The organism is Algihabitans albus, from assembly GCF_003572205.1.
Lineage (GTDB): Bacteria > Pseudomonadota > Alphaproteobacteria > Kiloniellales > DSM-21159 > Algihabitans > Algihabitans albus.
Genome location: NZ_QXNY01000001.1, coordinates 163,717 through 182,230, shown reverse-complemented (window position 1 = coordinate 182,230; position 18,514 = coordinate 163,717). Strand labels below are relative to the sequence as shown.

Genomic DNA, 18,514 nt, shown 5'->3' with positions numbered 1-18,514 from the left:
CAACGTCATCGCTCTTGTCCACCTTGGGGCCGTCTGGGGCTTCGGACGCTGGCTTGCGGACGGTGTCGTCTCCTTCGGTCGGCCCGACTGGCTGGTCGGCCTGCAGTGGGCGGCCGTTGCCGCCGGTCTGCTGGTTGGCTTGGTCGCGCTCAGGGACTACGATCTCGGCCGCTTCGGCGGGCTTTGGTATCTGCGGAATCGGACCGTGCCCGGCGCGGCCGAGGTGCCTGAACCGCTGGTCGTGGCGGGTCTGCACCGCTATGTCCGCCACCCTCTCTACAGCGCGGCCTTCCTGCTGCTCTGGGGCTTGGTCGATGGTCCCTTTGCCCTGGCCACCGCGCTCTGGGCCTCGGCCTACTTTCTAATCGGAACCTGGTTCGAGGAACGCAAGCTGGTCCGGCTCTACGGCGAGGCTTACCGTGCCTATCGCCGCCGGGTACCGGCCTTCCTGCCCTGGAAGGGACGGGTCGAGACCGAGGGCTCAGGTTAGCTCATCTTGTTCTTGCGTTAGCTCACCTGATTGTGGCCCGGCTGGCCGTGCAGCAGGCGTTTTGCCGCCAGCCGGGCGAAGCGCAGGGTCAAGGCCTTGCGCCGCGCGGCCGGTAGCTTGCGGTCGCCGGGGTCTCTCAGGATGCGGGCGTCATAGGCGTCGGCGACGATCAGACCCTGCTCCATCGGCAGGATGTCCCTGGGAAAGTCCAAGGGCACAGCGAAGTAGAGGCGTTCGCAGAACTCCAGGTAATCCGGCCATTTCCGGTCGCCGCGAAAGTCTGCGACGCTGGTCTTGATCTCGACCGCCCAGAGCGTGCCGCCTTCGCCGAGCGCGAGGAGGTCCAGCCGGCGTCCGTTGGCCAGCGGCACCTCCGGCAGGCTGGCGAAGCCCATGGCGTCAAACAGCCGGGCGACGCCCCGGGTCACCTCCTGGGTCAGGCGGTTCGCGGCGGGTGTCTGATCGAGGGTTTCGGTCAAGCTGAGGACCAAGCTGGGCGACATGGAGTTTGCGGCGCCGATGCCATGCGGTCGGTGTGTCGTGACGGGCCTCTCTGCCGCGACTCGCTGGCGGACACTCATCTTGGCATAGACGCATCCGGATGTGTGCAGCGCTCGCGGGCCGTCAGCCCTCGTTCGGCCTAGCCGAGCAACAGCGACTTGACCTGGCGCTTGACCGCGCGGATCACGTCGTGGACGCCGCCGTCGGCGAAGACGTCGATGCCGAGCGCGCACTTGATCTGATAGAGCAGGACAAGCAGAACCCAGGTCAGGGCAAGCAGAACGATGCCCTGGCCGATCTTTCCGGGCACACTCGCCCTACGCCAGCGATCCACCACCTGATCCATCAGCGGCGCAGCCTCCACCAACAACTGCTTCATCCAGCCTTTCCCACTTTACTCGCGCCAGGTGGTCGCTCCGTCACCGACGGAGAGGAGCCGCCATCCCGATATTCAGAGCTTCTGCCAGCGGCGCGCACTATGGCCGCGTTGGATTACGAAAGTCCAAACTCTCCGGACTTTTTGGCGATTTGATGGAGACCGGGTCCGCGGCCGAACCTTGCTTAAGGGTCGGCGCCGGCCATCGGTGTTGAGCCCGAGCTAGACTTTCGCCGCGTTTTCTCGGCTGCCCGCCGTGCCAGCCGCAGTCTGAAAGGCGGAACGGATGGCCGCTTTCATGGCCGCCATGGGTTCGCTGCTCCGAGCGTCTTTTTGAGCCAAAACCAGTTTTGACGTCGGTGTGGGTCCAAATCCGAATTCGTTGGCAACAATCGAAAGGCCACGGTGCAAGGACGACCGCCCGATCAGTCCGATGGCGATGCCGGCTTCGACCGCGGCGATCACGCCCGACACGCTCTGGCTGGAATAGACGATACGGTAGGGCTTGCCCCGCGCATCCAGGGATTTCAGGGCCGCGTCATGCCACCAACAGGCATGGTCGAACAGCGCGACCGGTGTGGGTTCGGCGTCCGCGAAATCCAGGAGGTTTGACGAAACCCAGCAAGTCGGATCCTCGAACAGGACCTCTTCGTCGGAGATCGGGCGTTCCACCTCATAGACCGCCAAGTCCAGATCGCCCCTTTCAAGGGCTTCGGGAAACCCGGTACTCAAAGCGCAGGTCACGTCCAGCTCGACCTGTGGGTGCAGGCGCACGAACGCGGCAACGATCCGCGCAAGCCTCGCCCTGCCGTGATCGTCGGGGATCCCGAGCCGCAACTTGCCTCTGACGACTTCTTGCGACAGGTCGTGAAGCGCCGCGTCCAGGCGGGCGGTGACCTCCTGTGCGATCGGGAGCAACCGCCGGCCCGTTTCGGTCAGCACCACGCCGCGACCGTGCCGCTTGAAGACCGCCTGCCCGAGGACCGCCTCCAGCCGTTTGATCTGAAGGCTCGTTGCCGATTGCGATCTATGGATCCGGGTCGCGCCGGTCGTGACGCTGCCCGCTTCCGCGACGGAAACGAAGGTTCGCAGAAGATCGCTGTCCAAGTTTTCCATTTAAATTTCAGATATCAGAAATTAAAACCATTCGTTTCATATATGTTTTGGCTGTGGCTAGGGTGCAAGGTCGGAGGAGACTTCCATGACCGACGTTGCCACAGCCAAAAAGCGCCCGCGCAGATCTCCGATCCTTTGGGGATCGGGCCTGGTCCTGCTCGTTCCGGTCGTCCTCTCCTGGCCGGATCATGCGTTCGAGGCGGCGGTATTCGTCCTCTGGGGCCTTCTCGTCGTTGCGCCCATCGTTATTCCGGGCATTCTTCTGGCCGCTTGGATCATCGCAAGTCGCGCGGATGCCCATATCGCCCGGGTCTTCGAGGGGCGAACGCTGAGGGCGGTGCTGGCGGCCTCCCTGATCGGCGCCGTCACGCCGGTTTGCGGCGTCACCGTTCTGCCGCTGATGGCCGGCCTCCTGGCCGCAGGCGTGCCGCTCGCGCCGATCATGGCCTTCTGGCTGTCCTCGCCGATCACCGACCCCGCCATGCTGGCGACGACGGCTGCGACGCTCGGAGCCGCCTTCGCCGGCGGCAAGACGGTCGCAGCGGTGGGCATCGGCGTTTTCGGCGGAGCGGCGACGGCCCTGGTCGCCAAGCGGTCCTGGGCCCGTCATGCGCTGCGAGACACGGGTTTGGCCCGCCAATTGAGTGCGGCCCGCTGCACAGTGGACGAGCCTTTCGATCCCTGGGTCTGGAAGACGGCAGACCGCCGCCAGTCCTTCGCCGGGCAGTTCCGGGCGACCGCCAGGCTGATCCTCATCTGCCTGATCCCCGCATTTGCCGCCGAATACGCTCTGAACGCAATGCTCATGCCCGGCTCGCTCGCGGCCTACGTCGGGGAAGATCAGTGGTGGGCGATCCCCGCGGCGGTCTTTGTGGGCGCCCCGGCCTACATCGACGGCTACGCGGCCTTGCCCCTGACCAGAGGCTTGATCGACAAGGGAATGTCGGAGGGAGCGGCGATGGCCTTTCTGATTTCAGGCGGTGTCGTCAGCATCTGGGGGGCCCTGGCCATCGCACCGCTTCTCAAGCTGAAACCCTTCCTGCTCTACCTCGGTCTCGCCCTTCTGGGGTCCCTCGCGGCGGGATACCTTTTCGAATGGCTGGTCTCGTGGGTCGAGGCAGCCTGAACACGGACATCGGCCGAGGCCAGAGCCAAAGCCGGATTTGGCCGCGTTGCGGTTATCGGGTGGTGATCGGGAGAAGTTCAGCTTGCGGCGCGTGGTGGAGGGGAAGGTTCGCGCTGCGAAAGGGAATGGCGCGCCCGGGAAGATTCGAACTCCCGACCTCTTCCTCCGGAGGGAAGCGCTCTATCCAGCTGAGCTACGGGCGCAGACGCCGCGCGGATCGACATCCGCAAGACGTTGCGCATAGGTAGACCGAACCTGCGGCGCTGTCGAGAGAGTCGTCGTGAGTACGGCCGGGCTTGTTCGGGCGAGAATTCCTTGGAGGCTGAAGCCTCGAGGTGATCCGACACCGGATTGCGGTCCTGTGAAACTTTTTGCCTGTGGATACTTTTCGTTTGCGGCTCTCTTGCGCGACGCGAGGGGCGTTTGGCAGCCTAAATATGGTAGGTGCCACGGAATACTTGCCCGATATCTCGTTGTTACCACGAGATCTAGGTGAGTCGTCACGCCCTGCTACCGTCGGCAAGCGTCGGCGGTGCGGCAACTTGGGAGATCGCTTCGCCATGGACCTCACGGCACAGGAAGCCTTCGTCACCAACAATCCCCTCGATCTGCTGGAAGAACTGGTCAACGCCAACGACTGGGCGCACGACCGCTCCAGCGACCAGGAGATGATCGTTCAGGTTCAAGGACAGTGGGCCGACTATCATCTCTGCGTGATCTGGCAGCCGGATAGCTGCGCCATGTACTTTTCCTGCCAACTGGATGTGAAGGTGCAGGACACGCGCCGTGCCGTCGTGCTCGAGCTGTTGGCCGCCGCCAACGAACGGCTTTGGCTCGGCCACTTCGACTTCACGGGGGAGGAAGGACTGCTGCTGTTCCGCCACACCATACCGTTGCGCGGGGTTTCGGGCGTTTCGGTCGAACAGCTCGAGGACATGATGGATACAGCCGTGGGGGAATGCGAGCGCCTGTTCCCGGCGCTGCAACTGGTGATCTGGGGCGGCCAGAAAGTCGAGGAGGCGATGGCCGCCGCAATGATGGATACTGTCGGCGAGGCCTAGACCGGACAGGGATCAGTCGGACTCGCTTTGCGGGTCCGCCGATCACGAGACGCTCTAGCCGCTTCGACGAGGCCTGTCTCGGGTCCCGGCGCTTTGACGCGGAGTTTTTGGAATGTCTTTGGAAGGGCCGCTGCTGCTGCTCGGTTGCGGCAAGATGGGCGGCGCCCTGCTCGCCGGTTGGCTCGACCGTGGCCTGCCCGCCGCGCAGGTCACGGTGATCGAGCCGCAGGCGGCGGCGGTCGCCGATTTCACCGCCCGGGGCGTCCGCCATCTCGGCGCTCCGGCGGAGGTTCCCGACGGCCTGCGGCCCAAGGTCGTGTTGCTGGCCGTCAAGCCGCAGATGATGGCGGAGGCTCTGCCGCCGCTGGCCCGGCTGGTCGGACCGGACACCGTGTTTCTCTCGATCGCCGCCGGAAAGACGGTGGACGGCTTGGCCGCCCTGCTGACGCCCGACGCGGCGCTCGTTCGGGCCATGCCGAACACGCCGGCCGCCGTCGGCCGCGGCATGTCGGTGCTCTATGCCAACGCGCGCGTCGGCGGGAAGCAGCGCGCGCTCTGCGCCGAACTGATGGCCGCCGCGGGCGAGACGGCCTGGATCGAGGACGAGGCGCTGATGGACCCCGTCACCGCCCTGTCCGGCGGTGGACCGGCCTACGTCTTCCTCTTGATCGAGGTGCTGGCCAAGGCCGGGATCGCGGCGGGCCTGCCCGCCGACCTGGCCGAACGCCTGGCGCGGGTCACCGTCGCGGGATCGGGGGAACTCGTCCACCGCTCCGACCTGCCGCCGGCGACCCTGCGCGAGAACGTCACCAGTCCCGGCGGCACCACGCTGGAGGCCCTGAAGGTGCTGATGGCCGAGGAGGGTTTGCAGCCCCTGATGACCAAAGCCATCGCGGCGGCGGCGCGGCGCAGTCGCGAACTCGCATCGTGACCGTTCGGCCATGACGCTGAAGGTTGCCGCAACGCGCGTTCAGGCCGCCCTGGCGGCGGCGGGTCTGGAGGCGGAGGTTCGGGAGTTTCCGCAGTCGACCCGGACGGCGGAAGAGGCGGCGGCGGCCATCGGCTGCAGCGTTGCCCAGATCGCCAAATCGCTGATCTTCAAAGGCGCGGCAAGCGGACGTTCGATTCTGGTCGTGGCCAGTGGCGCCAACCGTGTCGAGGAGCCCAAGGTGGCGGCGCTGATCGGCGAAGGGCTGGAAAAGGCCGACGCCGCCTTCGTGCGAGCGATGACCGGCTACGCCATCGGCGGCGTTCCGCCGGTCGGTCATGAGGTGGCGCCGATCGCCGTGATCGACGAGGACCTCTTGCGGCTTCCCGAGATCTGGGCCGCGGCGGGCACGCCCAATGCGGTCTTCGCCCTGACCCCGGCGGCGCTGCTCAAACTGACCGCTGGACTCCGAGGCGACATCAAGAGAGGTGGGAGCGCCTGACCTTTCGCCCTAACTCTGGAGCGACGCAACCGATGAAGCGACAGATTCCGTGAGGCAAAGCAATGGCTGTAGCCAAGAAGACCAGTAGCAAAGCCAGTGGCACGCGCTCCAAGAGCGCCGCGACGAAAAGCGGGACCGGAAAACGGACCTCCGCGAAGGCGGCACCGCCGCGCGATGTCGCGCCGGCCACCCTCGAGGCGGCGCTGACGCTGGCGGCAACCCGAAGCTGGGCCGACATCGCCCTGGCGGAGATCGCGGAAGAGGCCGGCCTGAAGCTGTCGGAGATCTATCCCGTCTTCCCGACCAAGGGCGCGATCTTGGCCGCCTTCTCCCGCCGGATCGACGGGCTGGTTCTCTCCGAGGATCTGGAGGGGCTGGAGGACAGCCCGGCGCGCGACCGGCTGTTCGACGTCATGATGCGCCGCTTCGATGCGCTGGAGCCCTATCGCGACCCGGTCGGCAACATTCTCGCCGATCTCTGGTCCGACCCGGTTTCGGCCCTGGGCGGCCTGCCGCAGTTGTCGCGCTCCATGAGCTGGATGCTCGAGGCCGCGAGCGTGTCGACGGAAGGCTGGCGCGGCCTGCTGCGCGTGCAGGGACTGGTCGGCATCTATCTGGCCACCCTGCGGATCTGGCTGCGCGACGACAGCGCCGACAAGTCGAAGACCATGGCCCAGCTCGACGCCTACCTCCGGCGCATCGAAACCCTGTCGGAACGCTTCGGACGACGGGGCGCGGCGCAGGAAGCGGCTTAGCGGCTTGCCAAGAAAAAAGGGGGACTGTGACGCCCCCCTTTCCGAAACCGGCCGTACCTCGACGATCCCAAGGTCTACTCGGCCGCGACCCGATCTTCCGCCATCAGGTTGCGCAACACGTAGTGCAGGATGCCGCCGTTGCGGTAGTAGGCCAGCTCGTCGGCGGTATCGATCCGGCAGAGCAGGGAGATTTCCTCGCTGCTGCCGTCCGGGCGGTGGATGGTGCAGGGCACCTCGACGCGCGGCGCCAGGTTTTCCGACAGGCCGTGCAGATCGAAAGTCTCGGCGCCCGTCAGCTTCAGCGACTTGCGGTCGGTGCCCTGCTGGAACTGCAGCGGCAGCACGCCCATGCCGACGAGGTTGGAGCGGTGAATGCGCTCGAAGGACTCGGCGATCACGGCCTTGACGCCCAGCAGACGGGTGCCCTTGGCCGCCCAGTCGCGCGAGGAGCCGGTGCCGTACTCCTTGCCGGCGACCACCACCAGCGGCACGCCCTCCTCCTGATACTTCATGGCGGCGTCGTAGATCGCCATGACCTCGCCGCCGGGCAGGTGCTTGGTGAAGCCGCCCTCGACCCCCGGCACCATTTCGTTGCGGATGCGGATGTTGGCGAAGGTGCCCCGCATCATGATGCGGTGGTTGCCGCGGCGCGCGCCGTAGGAGTTGAAGTCCTTCTGCGGCACCTGATGCTCCAGCAGGTGGTCGCCCGCCGGGCTCTCGCGCTTGATCGCGCCGGCCGGCGAGATGTGGTCGGTGGTCACCGAATCGCCCAGGACGGCCAGCAGGTGGGCCCCCGAGACGTCCTCGATCGGCGCCGGCTCGGGGGCTACGTCGTCGAAGAAGGGCGGATAGGCGACGTAGGTGGATCCCAGGCTCCAGGTGAAGGTCTCGCCTTCGCTGGTCTTGATCTTCTGCCACTCCTCCGGACCCTTGAAGACGTCGGCGTAGCGGCCGCGGAACATCTCCGGCGTCAGGCTGGAGAGCAGCAGTTCCTGGATCTCGTGGTTGGTCGGCCAGACATCCTTCAGATAGACCGGCTGACCGTCCTTACCTTCGCCGAGCGGGTCCTTGAAGAGATCGACGTTCAGCGAGCCGGCCAGGGCGTAGGCGACCACCAGCGGCGGCGAGGCCAGGTAGTTGGCCTTGCAGTGCGGGTTGATCCGGCCCTCGAAGTTGCGGTTGCCCGACAGCACGGAGCAGACCAGAAGGTCGCCCTCCTCGACCGCCTTGGCGACCGGTTCGGGCAAGGGCCCGGAGTTGCCGATGCAGGTGGTGCAGCCGTAGCCCACCAGGTCGAAGCCCAGGGCGTCGAGGTGTGTCTGCAGGCCCGAGGCCTCCAGGTAGTCGGTCACCACCTGGGAGCCGGGGGCCAGCGAGGTCTTGACCCAGGGCTTCACCGTCAGGCCCAGCTCGTGCGCCTTCTTGGCGACCAGGCCCGCCGCCATCATGACGCTGGGGTTGGAGGTGTTGGTGCAGGAGGTGATGGCCGCGATCACCACGTCGCCGTGGTTCAGGTCGTAGTCGCTGCCTTCGACCGGGATCCCCTTGTCCGCGGACGCAGCGGCATCGCCGGTCAGTTCCGTCCCGAGGTGGTTCGCGAAGGCGTTGGCGGCGGTCGAGAGCGGCACGCGGTCCTGCGGGCGCTTCGGCCCGGCCAGCGAGGGTTCGACGCTGGAGAGCTCGAGCTCGAGGCTATCGGTGAAGACCGGGTCCGGCCGGCTCTCGTCCAGCCACATGCCCTGCGCCTTGGCGTAGGCTTCGACCAGGGCCACGCGCTCCGGGTCGCGGCCGGTGAACTCCAGATAGCGCAGCGTTTCCCGGTCGATCGGGAAGATCGCGCAGGTGCTGCCGAACTCCGGCGACATGTTGCCGAGGGTGGCGCGGTCGGCCAGGGTCAGATGTTTCAGGCCGTCGCCGTAGAACTCGACGAACTTGCCCACGACGCCCTTCTTGCGCAGCATTTCGGTGACCGTCAGCACCAGGTCGGTCGCGGTGGTGCCCTCCTTCAACTCGCCGGTCAGCTTCATGCCGATCACTTCGGGGATCAGCATGGAGACCGGCTGGCCGAGCATCGCCGCCTCGGCTTCGATCCCGCCGACGCCCCAGCCGAGCACCGAGAGGCCGTTGACCATGGTGGTGTGGCTGTCGGTGCCGACCAGCGTGTCAGGATAGGCCACGGTCTTGCCGTCGACCTCGCTCGTCCAGACGACCTGGGCCAGGTACTCCAGGTTCACCTGATGGCAGATGCCGGTTCCCGGCGGGACAACGCGGAAGTTCTGGAAGGCGCCCTGGCCCCAGCGCAGAAACTCGTAGCGCTCGCCGTTGCGCTGGAACTCCAGGTCGACGTTCTTGGCGAAGGATCCGGGCCCGCCGAAGGCATCGACCATCACCGAATGGTCGATCACCAGATCGACCGGGCTCAGCGGGTTGATCTTCTCCGGATCGCCGCCCAGCTTGGTCATGGCCTCGCGCATGGCCGCCAGATCGACGACCGCCGGTACGCCGGTAAAGTCCTGCATCAGGACGCGGGCCGGGCGATAGGCGATCTCCTTGTCGCTTCTGCGGTCGGCGACCCACTGGACCAGGGCCTTGACGTCGTCGACGGTGACGCTCTGGCCGTCCTCGTAGCGCAGCAGGTTTTCCAGCAGCACCTTCAGCGAGAAGGGCAAGCGGCTGATATCGCCGATCTGCGCCTCCGCCTCCGCCAGGCTGTAGTAGTCGTAGCTCTTGCCCCCCACCGTCAGTTGGCGGCGGGTGTTCAGGCTGTCCTTCCCGAGTTTCACGGCTTTCGATCTCCCAATCGCTTATCCGGCGCCTCTTGGGGGCTGTCGTGCCCCGGGGCGCATGCGCAGACAGGCCGACGGCGGACGCCCCGCAGCCGGACTACGGCCGGATCTCCCCTAGAGAGTGAGGGCGAACCGCCTTCGTCGTGCGGAGCGCCCCGCGACCGGTAGCGACCATGTACGCGGGAAACCGCTCATTCGAACGTGCCGCTAATGTATGGATTCGAATCCGTCTGTCCAGACGGCGATGTGTCGGGCCAGCTATCGCGAGGGCAGTTACCTGGGCAGCAGCGCGTGCTCCGCGAGGAAATCGCGGATCGCCCTCAGCACCCAGTCGCGCTGCTCGCGGTGGGGGGTGTGGCCGCAGTCGGGCAGCAGCAGGGGCTCGGCCGGGCCGGCGACGCCGGCGCAGATGCGGGCGACCTGCTCCGGGCTGCCGTAGTGGTCGTCGACGCCCTGAATGGCCAGTACCGGGCAGGTCACGCCGGCCAGCTCGACCTCGGTCGACCAGTCGTCGAAAACGGGGTTCAGCCAGGTTTCGGCCCAGGCGCGCATGAGGTTCGGCGTCTTGTCGCCGTGGTAGCGCTCCAGGCCGCCCAGTTCGCCGCGCTGCCAGGCGGCCTGGGCGTTGCGGATGCCCTGGCGCGAGATCTCCTCGATGAAGACGTGGGCGGCCTCGCTGACCACGGCGGCGATCCGCCGGGGCAGGGCCGCGGCGGCGAGCAGCGCGATGGTGCCGCCGTCGGAATGGCCGACCAGGATCGCCCGCTCGATTCCGGCGGCATCGAGCAGCGCCGGCAGAATCTTTGCGGCCTCGGTCTGATGGTAGTCCTTGGGGCGCGGCAGAGTGAGCGGCTCCGGGGTCAACGGCTCCGAATTTCCGTGGCCGCGCCGGTCGTAGACCAAACCCGGCAGGCCGGTGGCGGCGACCAGCGCCTCGGGAAAGTCCTTCCACTGTCCGATCGACCCCAGGGCTTCATGCAGGAACAGAAGGGTCGGCGCTGCGGTGCCTCCCGTCGTTTGCCGGGGGATGTCTTCCGGTTGTGCTAGCCGGCGAATCGCAAGGCGATCGCCGGCGGCCGCCAAATATCCGTCCTCGGCGCTCGGCGCGCGGCTCGTTGCTTTCGGTGCTGTCATCGCTGGGGCCTTGACGGTATCCGACCTTTTCGCCTTTAGTGCTAGCGACCGCCTTGGCGGTACGTAAAGTAGAAAGAAAACGCATAGCTCGGGAGGTCGGGTCAACGCGGTCGGCGGGCCGAGAGTCGCAGGGCTCTCAGGCACCTACCGGATGGTCAAGAAGCCGCGGGACCTGGAAAGAGCATCGTTCGGGAGCCGGACGGGGACGGGGAGCAAGAGGCTCCACCCTCAAACGCTACGAGTCCGACCGGTGCCTTTCGGGTCTCTCAAGCTTGGAGGCCAGGATGAGCACTGAGCTCGACACTTTTCCGAAGCTGCTGCTGCACCATGCCGAGGTTCGTCCCGACGCGCCCGCGATGCGCGAGAAGGACTACGGCATCTGGCTGACCAACACCTGGAGGGAAGCGCGCGAGGAGATCGAGGCGCTGGCCTGCGGCCTGCATCAGCGCGGCTTCCGGCGCGGCGACCGCATGGCCATCGTCGGCGACAACCGCCCGCGTCTCTACTGGTCGATGTGCGCCGTGCAGGCCCTGGGCGGGGTGCCGGTGCCGCTCTATCAGGATTCCGTGGCCGCCGAGATGGCCTTCGTGCTGGACCATGCCGAGGTCGGCTTCGCGCTGGTCGAGGACCAGGAGCAGGTCGACAAGCTGCTTGAGGTGATGGAGCGCACGACGACCCTGAAGCAGATCGTCTACGACGACGAGCGCGGCCTGCGGAACTACACCCAGGATTTCCTGCATCACTACGATGCGCTGCTGGCCGAAGGGCGCGATTTCGCCCGGCGCCACCCGCAGTTCTTCGTCGAGGAGGCGAAGAAGGCCAAGGGCTCCGACGTCTCGATCATGGCCTACACCTCGGGCACCACCGGCAACCCCAAGGGCGTGGTCCTGAGCTTCGACAACGTGCTGCAGTCGGCCCGCAACGGCGCCGAGTTCGAAGGCCTGACCGACAAGGAAGACATGCTGGCCTACCTGCCCATGGCCTGGGTCGGCGACCACATCTTCTCCTACGCGCAGAGCTATGCCGCCGGCTTCTGCGTCTCCTGCCCCGAGTCGGGCGCCACGGTGATGCACGACCTGCGTGAGCTGGGGCCAACCTACTTCTTCGCGCCGCCCCGCATCTTCGAGAACATCCTGACCACCGTCATGGTCCGGATGGAGGATGCCAGCAGCCCGAAGCGCAAGATGTTCCACTACTTCATGGGCGTCGCGAAGCGGGTCGGGATCAAGATCCTGAACAAGCAGCAAGTGCCCTTCGGCGACCGTCTGCTCTACGGACTCGGCGAGTTGCTGATCTACGGGCCCCTGAAGAACACCCTCGGCCTGACCCGCGTGCGCCTGGCTTATACCGCCGGTGAAGCGATCGGCCCGGATATCTTCGATTTCTATCGCTCGCTGGGCGTGAATCTGAAGCAGCTCTACGGTTCGACAGAGGCCAGCGTCTTCGTCACGATCCAGCCGGACGGCGAGATCTATGCCGACACGGTCGGCAAACCCGCGCCCGGCGTCGACGTGAAGATCGCCGAGGACGGCGAGGTGCTGTTCCGCGGTCCCGGCGTGTTCCTGGAGTACTACAAGAACGCCGAGGCGACCGCCGAGACCAAGACGCCTGACGGCTGGGTCCACACCGGCGACGCCGGCTTTTTCGACGACCGGGGACACCTGCGGATCATCGACCGCGCGAAGGATGTCGGCCGCATGACGGACGGCAGGATCTTTGCGCCCAAGTACCTGGAAAACAAACTGAAGTTCTTCCCGAACATCAAAGAGGCCGTGACCTTCGGCCATGAGCGCGACCACGCCACCGCCTTCATCAACATCGACCTGACCGCGCTCGGGAGCTGGGCGGAGCGCAACAACATCGCCTACGCCAGCTACATCGAGCTGTCGCAGCACCCTCAGGTACGCGACATCATCCGTGCCCATGTCGAATCGGTGAACCGCGACCTCTCGAGCGACAGCCATCTGGGCCATACCCAGATCAAGCAGTTCCTGATCCTGCACAAGGAACTGGATCCCGACGACGGGGAGATGACCCGCACGCGCAAGGTGCGCCGCCGGATCATCGCCGAGAAGTTCGGCCAGTTGATCGACGCGCTCTACAGTGGCCAGGACGAGATCTTCGCCTCTACCGAGGTGACCTTCGAGGACGGCCGCAAGGGCAAGATCGAAGCCAACCTGAAGATCCTGCAGGCCGAGACCTTTCCGGTCGCCGCCGCGCCGACTGCACAGAAGGCCGCCGCCGAGTAGCGCCTCGGCGCCGAACGTCCCCACTCCATCAACCTGGATGCCGCCTGCCGATGCCAGACGCCTCGCAAACTGCAACCGCCGAGCCCGCCGCCGGTCTCGCCGCCGCCGCTCCGGCCGCCGACCGGCAGTTCTCGGAGACGCTGCTGGAGGTCAAGAACATCACGCTGCGGTTCGGTGGCGTGAAGGCGCTGACCGACATCTCCTTCGACATCAAGAAGGGCGAGATCCGCGCGATCATCGGCCCGAACGGAGCCGGCAAGTCGTCGATGCTGAACGTGATCAACGGCTTCTACACGCCCCAGGAAGGCTCGATCATGTACCGGGGGCGCGCGCGCAAGGCGATGCGTCCGCACGAGGCGGCCAGCACCGGAATCGCGCGCACCTTTCAGAACATCGCGCTCTTCAAGGGCATGTCGACGCTCGACAACATCATGACCGGCCGCCTGCTCAAGATGAAATCCAACATCTTCCTGCAGGCGCTCTACTGGGGCCCGAACCAGCGCGAGGAGAGCGAGCATCGCGCCTTCTGCGAGCGAATCATCGACTTCCTGGAGATCCAGGCGATCCGCAAGACCCCTGTGGGCCGCCTGCCCTACGGCCTGCAGAAGCGCGTCGAACTGGCCCGCGCCCTGGCGATGGAGCCGGAGCTGCTGCTGCTGGACGAGCCGATGGCCGGCATGAACGTCGAGGAGAAGGAGGACATGTGCCGCTTCGTCCTGGACGTGAACGACGAGTTCGGCACGACCATCGCGCTGATCGAACACGACATGGGTGTGGTCATGGACATCTCCGACCGGGTGGTGGTGCTCGACTACGGCCGCAAGCTGGCCGACGGGACGCCCGACGACGTGCGCGGCAATCAGGCCGTGATCGACGCCTACCTGGGCGTCAGCCACTAGACTGCGGTCAGCCGCCAGCGCGGGCCAAGAGGACTTAGAAGCAGACCATGAACCTCCGAACGATCGCCATCTGGGTCCTGTCCGTCCCGGTCATCATCGCCGCCCTGGGATACTTTCATCAGGGGCTGGCGGCGGCCGGACTGATCAGCTTCTTCACCTGGACCTTCTACTTCGAGGTCATCCTGAACGGCCTGCTGCAGGGCGTGATGTACTCGCTGGTCGCGCTGGGCTTCGTGCTGATCTTCAAGGCCTCGGGCATCTTCAACTTCGCCCAGGGCTCCTTCGTCCTTTTCGGCGCGCTCACCATGGTCGGCCTGATGGAGATGGGCCTGCACTGGATCATCGCCTTCGTGCTGACCGCCGGGGTCATGGTGCTGGTGGCCATCGCCGTCGAGCGCGTGGTGCTGCGCCCGCTGGTCAACCAGCCGCACATCATCCTCTTCATGGCGACCATCGGTATCTTCTACTTCATGGACGGCTTCGGGCAGACGCTCTGGGGGTCGGACGTCAAGGTGCTGGACATCGGGATTCCGAAGGACCCCATCTTCCTGCTGCCCGGCGTCTTCGACGGCGGCCTGCTGGTCAACGCCTTCGACGTGATCGCCGCGCTCTGCGCCGCCTTGCTGGTGGCCGTGCTGGCGGTGTTCTTCCAGTACACCCGCACGGGCCGCGCTCTGCGCGCCGTGGCCGACGACCACCAGGCGGCGCTGTCCGTCGGCATTCCGCTCAAGACCATCTGGGCCATCGTCTGGTCGGTCGCGGGAATCGTGGCGCTGGTCGCCGGCATCATGTGGGGCGGCAAGCTGGGGGTGCAGTTCACTCTCGCGTTGATCGCGCTGAAGGCGCTGCCGGTCCTGATCCTCGGCGGCTTCACCTCGATCCCCGGCGCCATCATCGGCGGCCTGATCATCGGCGCCGGCGAGCAGGTCGCCGAGAATTTCGTCGGCTCCGCCATCGGCGGCGCCATCCAGGACTGGTTCGCCTACATGCTTGCCATGGTCTTCCTGCTGTTCCGGCCGCAGGGACTCTTCGGCGAAAAGATCATCGAGAGGGTCTAGACCGCTATGCTTTACCGTGAAGCCGGCCAGTTCAAGACGAGCTACGCCGCGGACCAATCCCTCTTTCCGATCGCCCAGGACAAGTGGGGGGTTCTGCTGCTGCTGGCCTTCGCGGCCTTCGCCGTGCCGATGCTGGCCAGCGAGTACATGCTCAACTCGATCCTGGTGCCCTTCCTGGTCTTTTCGCTGGCGGCGATCGGGCTGAACATCCTGACCGGCTACTGCGGACAGCTCTCGCTCGGCACCGGCGGCTTCATGGCCTGCGGCGCCTTCTTCGCCTACAAGCTGACCATCGCTTTCCCCGAGATCCACATCGTCGCGATCTTCCTGCTCTCGGGCCTCGGCACCGCTTTCGTCGGCATTCTGTTCGGCATCCCCTCGCTGCGCATCAAGGGCTTCTACCTGGCGGTCGCCACCCTGGCCGCGCAGTTCTTCCTGGTCTGGATGTTCAACAAGTTCGGCTGGTGGACCAACTACAGCCCCTCCGGCGTTATCTCGGCGCCACCGCGCGAGGTGATCCCCGGCGTGGTGGTCACCGGCACCTCCGGAACGCCGGAGGCCAAGTACCTCTTTCTGCTGGTCTTCGTGGCGCTGCTCGCGCTGCTTGCCAAGAACCTGGTGCGCAGCCGCATCGGACGCACCTGGATGGCGATCCGCGACATGGACATCGCGGCGGAGATCATCGGCATCCGCCCGATGTTCGCCAAGCTCTCGGCCTTCGCCGTCAGCTCCTTCTTCATCGGGATATCGGGGGCGCTCTGGGCCTTCTGCTACACCGGCTCGGTCGAGGCCCTGGCTTTCGAGATCAACCGCTCTTTCCAGGTGCTCTTCATGATCATCATCGGCGGGCTGGGCTCGATCCTCGGGTCCTTCCTGGGCGCGGCCTTCATCGTGCTGCTGCCGCTGGCGCTGAGCAACGGGATGCTGGCGGTCGACCCCACCATCTCCGTGGCGCTGGTCGCGCACATCGAATTCATGATTTTCGGCGCGCTGATCGTGTTCTTTCTGATCGTCGAGCCGCACGGTCTGGCCAGGCTCTGGAACCTCGCGAAGGAGAAGCTGAGACTCTGGCCATTCCCCTACTAACGGCTGGGCGCTGCGGCGTGGCGAGTGCCCGAGCAAGCTGCTAGCCTGATTTCCAGGTCCCTGGCCGCAACCGGCCGCAAGGGGATCCAAGACCAAAGATCGAACCAAACTCCAGGGAGGCAATTGAGATGCGGTTCAAGTCCCTTTGTATCGCCGCTGCAGGTGCGGCGCTTCTGACCACGGCGGCGACCGTTCCGGCGCCGGCCGAGGCGCAGGAGCAGTACATTCCCCTGCTGGTCTACAAGTCCGGTCCCTACGCCCCGAACGGCATTCCCATCGCCCAGGGCTGGGAGGACTATCTGACCCTGATCAACGAGCGCGACGGCGGCGTCGGCGGTGTCAAGCTGGTCTGGGAAGAGTGCGACACCGGCTATAACAACGACCGCGGCGTTGAGTGCTACGAGCGCCTGAAGCGGGACACCGCCGCCGGCATCCAGCCGCTGTCGACGGGCATCACCTACGCGCTGATCGACCGGGCGACGCAGGACAAGATCCCACTCTTCACCTCCGGTTACGGCCGCACCTCCGCCGCCTACGGCCCGGTCTTCCCCTATGTCTTCAGCGCCCCGCTGACCTACTGGTCGGGCGCCGACGTCATTACCCAGTACATCGCCGATCAGGAAGGCGGCAGCCTGGAGGGGAAGAAGATCGCGCTGGTCTACCATGACAGCGCCTACGGCAAGGAGCCGATCGCCACGCTCGAGCGGCTGGCTGAGGAAGAAGGCTTCGAACTGTTCCTCTTCCCGGTCGCTCACCCCGGCCTGGAGCAGAAGGCCACCTGGCTGCAGATCGGCCGTCAGATCCGTCCGGACTGGGTCGCCATGTGGGGCTGGGGCGTGATGAACTCGACCGCCGTGAAGGAAGCGGCGGCCGTCGGCTACCCCATGGACCGCTTCATCGGCATCTGGTGGTCCGGGTCCGAGCCCGACGTGATTCCGGCTGGGGCCGACGCCAGCGGCTACAAGGCCCTGAGCTTCCATGCGCCGGGCGAGGACTACGAGGTGCTGCAGGACGTCGTCGAGTATGTCTACGGCGGCGATGCCGAGGCGGCGCGCGAGGCCGCCTGGGGCCAGGTCCTCTACAACCGCGGTATCTTCCTGATGGCCATGCAGGTCGAGGCGATCCGGGCCGCCCAAGCGATTCACGGCGAAGGCGAGACCCTGACCGGCGAGCAGATCCGCGACGGTTGGGAGGCGCTGACCCTGACCGAGGAGACGCTGGCGTCGCTCGGCATGGACGGCTTCACCAAGCCGGTGGCGATCACCTGCGAGGACCACGAGGGCGGCGGCCAGGCCTTCGTTCAGCAGTGGGACGGCGAGAGTTGGAACATCATTTCCGACTGGTACATGCCGCGCCGCGGGCCGCTGAAGGAGGCCTACAAGGCCGATGCTCTGGCCTATGCCGCCGAGAAGGGCATCACCCCGCGCACCTGCGAGTGAGCCCGCGCAAGGCAGGCTTCGCAGCAAGCGGGCCTTGCCGTTTCTGAGCGAACCCCCCTGTCGCCGCCCGGCGGCGGGGGGGTCGTCTCGCAGGGGATCTCTAGAGGCCGACAAGGGAATCAGCCGTCATGTCGCAACCCAGCCTAGCTGCCGAAGGTGCCCCGCAGGCGGCCGTCTCCGCCGAAGCGCCCCTGATGTCGGTCAACAACATCGAGGTCATCTACGACCACGTCATCCTGGTGTTGAAAGGCGTGTCCCTGGCGGTGCCGAAGGGCGGGATCGTCGCCTTGCTGGGGGCCAACGGCGCCGGCAAGACCACGACCCTCAAGTCGATCTCCAGCCTGTTGCGCGCCGAGCGCGGCGAGGTGACCAAGGGCACGATCGAGCTGGAGGGCCAGAACATCCAGGACATGACGCCGAACGATCTGGTCAAGCGCGGCGTCATCCAGGTGATGGAGGGGCGCCACTGCTTCGAGCACCTGACCGTCGAGGAGAACCTGCTGACCGGTGCCTACACGCGCGGCGGCGACCGCGCCGGCATCCAGCGCGACCTGGAGATGGTCTACGACTACTTTCCGCGCCTGAAGGACCGGCGCGGCAGCCAGGCGGGCTACACCTCCGGCGGCGAACAGCAGATGACCGCCATCGGCCGGGCGCTGATGAGCCGGCCCAAGGTGGTGCTGCTGGACGAGCCCTCGATGGGGCTGGCGCCGCAGCTGGTCGAGCAGATCTTCGAGATCGTCAAACAGATCAACGAGCAGGAGGGCGTCACCATCCTGCTGGCCGAGCAGAACACCAACGTGGCCCTGCGCTATGCCAAATACGGCTACATCCTGGAAAACGGACGCGTGGTGATGGACGGCCCCGCCGACAAGCTGCGCGAGAACGAGGACGTCAAGGAATTCTACCTCGGGCTTTCCGCCACCGGCCGCAAGAGCTACCGTGACGTCAAGCACTACAAGCGCCGCAAGCGCTGGCTGAGCTAAGACCCGCGGCGCAGACATAAGG

17 protein-coding genes and 1 tRNA gene are annotated in these 18,514 nt (G+C 66.1%); 12 read left to right on the top strand and 6 right to left on the bottom strand.

What is annotated here, in order from left to right; genetic code table 11:
* The first annotated feature begins 139 nt into the window (after positions 1–139).
* Positions 140–490 carry a methyltransferase family protein gene (locus DBZ32_RS22355; RefSeq protein WP_235829938.1) on the top strand — a complete coding sequence of 117 codons (351 nt, stop codon included), beginning with the start codon at positions 140–142 and terminating at the stop codon, positions 488–490.
* Positions 491–507: 17 nt separating this feature from the next.
* On the opposite strand, the gene DBZ32_RS00850 is transcribed toward DBZ32_RS22355, so the two are convergent.
* The 3 genes from DBZ32_RS00850 to DBZ32_RS00840 all read right to left on the bottom strand — a co-directional run bounded on the left by DBZ32_RS00850 (position 508) and on the right by DBZ32_RS00840 (position 2,483).
* On the bottom strand, positions 508–993 hold the full coding sequence (locus tag DBZ32_RS00850) for an MmcB family DNA repair protein (RefSeq protein WP_119165233.1): 486 nt from the start codon (positions 991–993) through the stop codon (positions 508–510).
* A 137-nt stretch (positions 994–1,130) separates the two neighbouring features.
* Entirely contained in the window at positions 1,131–1,370 is a 240-nt protein-coding gene (locus DBZ32_RS00845) for a hypothetical protein (protein ID WP_119165232.1), read from the bottom strand.
* A 219-nt stretch (positions 1,371–1,589) separates the two neighbouring features.
* Positions 1,590–2,483 (bottom strand): LysR family transcriptional regulator, encoded by an 894-nt coding sequence (locus tag DBZ32_RS00840; protein WP_119165231.1) that lies wholly within the window; start codon positions 2,481–2,483, stop codon positions 1,590–1,592.
* An 85-nt stretch (positions 2,484–2,568) separates the two neighbouring features.
* On the opposite strand from DBZ32_RS00840, the gene DBZ32_RS00835 reads away from it, so the two are divergent.
* On the top strand, positions 2,569–3,609 hold the full coding sequence (locus DBZ32_RS00835; RefSeq protein WP_119165230.1) for a permease: 1,041 nt from the start codon (positions 2,569–2,571) through the stop codon (positions 3,607–3,609).
* Between the two features lie 126 nt (positions 3,610–3,735).
* On the opposite strand, the gene DBZ32_RS00830 is transcribed toward DBZ32_RS00835, so the two are convergent.
* A tRNA-Arg gene (locus DBZ32_RS00830) sits at positions 3,736–3,812 on the bottom strand.
* 357 nt (positions 3,813–4,169) lie between these two features.
* On the opposite strand from DBZ32_RS00830, the gene DBZ32_RS00825 reads away from it, so the two are divergent.
* The 4 genes from DBZ32_RS00825 to DBZ32_RS00810 all read left to right on the top strand — a co-directional run bounded on the left by DBZ32_RS00825 (position 4,170) and on the right by DBZ32_RS00810 (position 6,855).
* Complete coding sequence (locus DBZ32_RS00825) at positions 4,170–4,670, top strand: type III secretion system chaperone family protein (RefSeq protein ID WP_119165229.1); 501 nt, start codon at positions 4,170–4,172, stop codon at positions 4,668–4,670.
* 112 nt (positions 4,671–4,782) lie between these two features.
* Positions 4,783–5,601, top strand: a complete 819-nt coding sequence (gene proC, locus DBZ32_RS00820) for a pyrroline-5-carboxylate reductase (RefSeq protein ID WP_119165228.1) — start codon at positions 4,783–4,785, stop codon at positions 5,599–5,601.
* Positions 5,602–5,611: 10 nt separating this feature from the next.
* Positions 5,612–6,100, top strand: coding sequence for a YbaK/EbsC family protein (locus DBZ32_RS00815; protein WP_119165227.1), 489 nt, complete (start codon positions 5,612–5,614; stop codon positions 6,098–6,100).
* 62 nt (positions 6,101–6,162) lie between these two features.
* Positions 6,163–6,855, top strand: a complete 693-nt coding sequence (locus tag DBZ32_RS00810) for a TetR family transcriptional regulator (protein WP_119165226.1) — start codon at positions 6,163–6,165, stop codon at positions 6,853–6,855.
* Between the two features lie 74 nt (positions 6,856–6,929).
* Here DBZ32_RS00810 and acnA read toward each other — a convergent pair whose 3' ends face one another.
* Positions 6,930–9,638, bottom strand: a complete 2,709-nt coding sequence (gene acnA, locus DBZ32_RS00805) for an aconitate hydratase AcnA (RefSeq protein WP_119165225.1) — start codon at positions 9,636–9,638, stop codon at positions 6,930–6,932.
* A gap of 276 nt (positions 9,639–9,914) precedes the next feature.
* Positions 9,915–10,775, bottom strand: a complete 861-nt coding sequence (locus DBZ32_RS00800) for an alpha/beta fold hydrolase (protein ID WP_119165224.1) — start codon at positions 10,773–10,775, stop codon at positions 9,915–9,917.
* A gap of 284 nt (positions 10,776–11,059) precedes the next feature.
* On the opposite strand from DBZ32_RS00800, the gene DBZ32_RS00795 reads away from it, so the two are divergent.
* The 6 genes from DBZ32_RS00795 (at position 11,060) to DBZ32_RS00770 (ending at position 18,492) form a co-directional block, all read left to right on the top strand.
* Positions 11,060–13,024, top strand: a complete 1,965-nt coding sequence (locus DBZ32_RS00795; RefSeq protein ID WP_119165223.1) for an AMP-dependent synthetase/ligase — start codon at positions 11,060–11,062, stop codon at positions 13,022–13,024.
* 50 nt (positions 13,025–13,074) lie between these two features.
* Positions 13,075–13,923, top strand: coding sequence for an ABC transporter ATP-binding protein (locus DBZ32_RS00790; protein WP_119165222.1), 849 nt, complete (start codon positions 13,075–13,077; stop codon positions 13,921–13,923).
* A gap of 47 nt (positions 13,924–13,970) precedes the next feature.
* A complete protein-coding gene (locus DBZ32_RS00785) occupies positions 13,971–14,981 on the top strand; it encodes a branched-chain amino acid ABC transporter permease (protein ID WP_119165221.1) in 1,011 nt (336 codons plus the stop codon).
* Between the two features lie 6 nt (positions 14,982–14,987).
* Positions 14,988–16,067 (top strand): branched-chain amino acid ABC transporter permease, encoded by a 1,080-nt coding sequence (locus tag DBZ32_RS00780; protein ID WP_119165220.1) that lies wholly within the window; start codon positions 14,988–14,990, stop codon positions 16,065–16,067.
* A 128-nt stretch (positions 16,068–16,195) separates the two neighbouring features.
* Positions 16,196–17,506 (top strand): ABC transporter substrate-binding protein, encoded by a 1,311-nt coding sequence (locus DBZ32_RS00775; RefSeq protein ID WP_119165219.1) that lies wholly within the window; start codon positions 16,196–16,198, stop codon positions 17,504–17,506.
* A gap of 128 nt (positions 17,507–17,634) precedes the next feature.
* Positions 17,635–18,492: an ABC transporter ATP-binding protein gene (locus DBZ32_RS00770; RefSeq protein ID WP_119165218.1), complete on the top strand. Its 858-nt coding sequence runs from the start codon at positions 17,635–17,637 to the stop codon at positions 18,490–18,492.
* The last annotated feature ends 22 nt before the right edge of the window (positions 18,493–18,514 follow it).

Coding starts and splice junctions, on each gene's coding strand:
- DBZ32_RS00850 (WP_119165233.1), bottom strand. CDS start 993: ATGTCGCCCAGCTTGGTCCTCAGCTTGACCGAAACCCTCGATCAGACA.
- DBZ32_RS00845 (WP_119165232.1), bottom strand. CDS start 1,370: ATGAAGCAGTTGTTGGTGGAGGCTGCGCCGCTGATGGATCAGGTGGTG.
- DBZ32_RS00840 (WP_119165231.1), bottom strand. CDS start 2,483: ATGGAAAACTTGGACAGCGATCTTCTGCGAACCTTCGTTTCCGTCGCG.
- DBZ32_RS00835 (WP_119165230.1), top strand. CDS start 2,569: ATGACCGACGTTGCCACAGCCAAAAAGCGCCCGCGCAGATCTCCGATC.
- DBZ32_RS00825 (WP_119165229.1), top strand. CDS start 4,170: ATGGACCTCACGGCACAGGAAGCCTTCGTCACCAACAATCCCCTCGAT.
- proC (WP_119165228.1), top strand. CDS start 4,783: ATGTCTTTGGAAGGGCCGCTGCTGCTGCTCGGTTGCGGCAAGATGGGC.
- DBZ32_RS00815 (WP_119165227.1), top strand. CDS start 5,612: ATGACGCTGAAGGTTGCCGCAACGCGCGTTCAGGCCGCCCTGGCGGCG.
- DBZ32_RS00810 (WP_119165226.1), top strand. CDS start 6,163: ATGGCTGTAGCCAAGAAGACCAGTAGCAAAGCCAGTGGCACGCGCTCC.
- DBZ32_RS00800 (WP_119165224.1), bottom strand. CDS start 10,775: ATGACAGCACCGAAAGCAACGAGCCGCGCGCCGAGCGCCGAGGACGGA.
- DBZ32_RS00795 (WP_119165223.1), top strand. CDS start 11,060: ATGAGCACTGAGCTCGACACTTTTCCGAAGCTGCTGCTGCACCATGCC.
- DBZ32_RS00790 (WP_119165222.1), top strand. CDS start 13,075: ATGCCAGACGCCTCGCAAACTGCAACCGCCGAGCCCGCCGCCGGTCTC.
- DBZ32_RS00785 (WP_119165221.1), top strand. CDS start 13,971: ATGAACCTCCGAACGATCGCCATCTGGGTCCTGTCCGTCCCGGTCATC.
- DBZ32_RS00780 (WP_119165220.1), top strand. CDS start 14,988: ATGCTTTACCGTGAAGCCGGCCAGTTCAAGACGAGCTACGCCGCGGAC.
- DBZ32_RS00775 (WP_119165219.1), top strand. CDS start 16,196: ATGCGGTTCAAGTCCCTTTGTATCGCCGCTGCAGGTGCGGCGCTTCTG.
- DBZ32_RS00770 (WP_119165218.1), top strand. CDS start 17,635: ATGTCGCAACCCAGCCTAGCTGCCGAAGGTGCCCCGCAGGCGGCCGTC.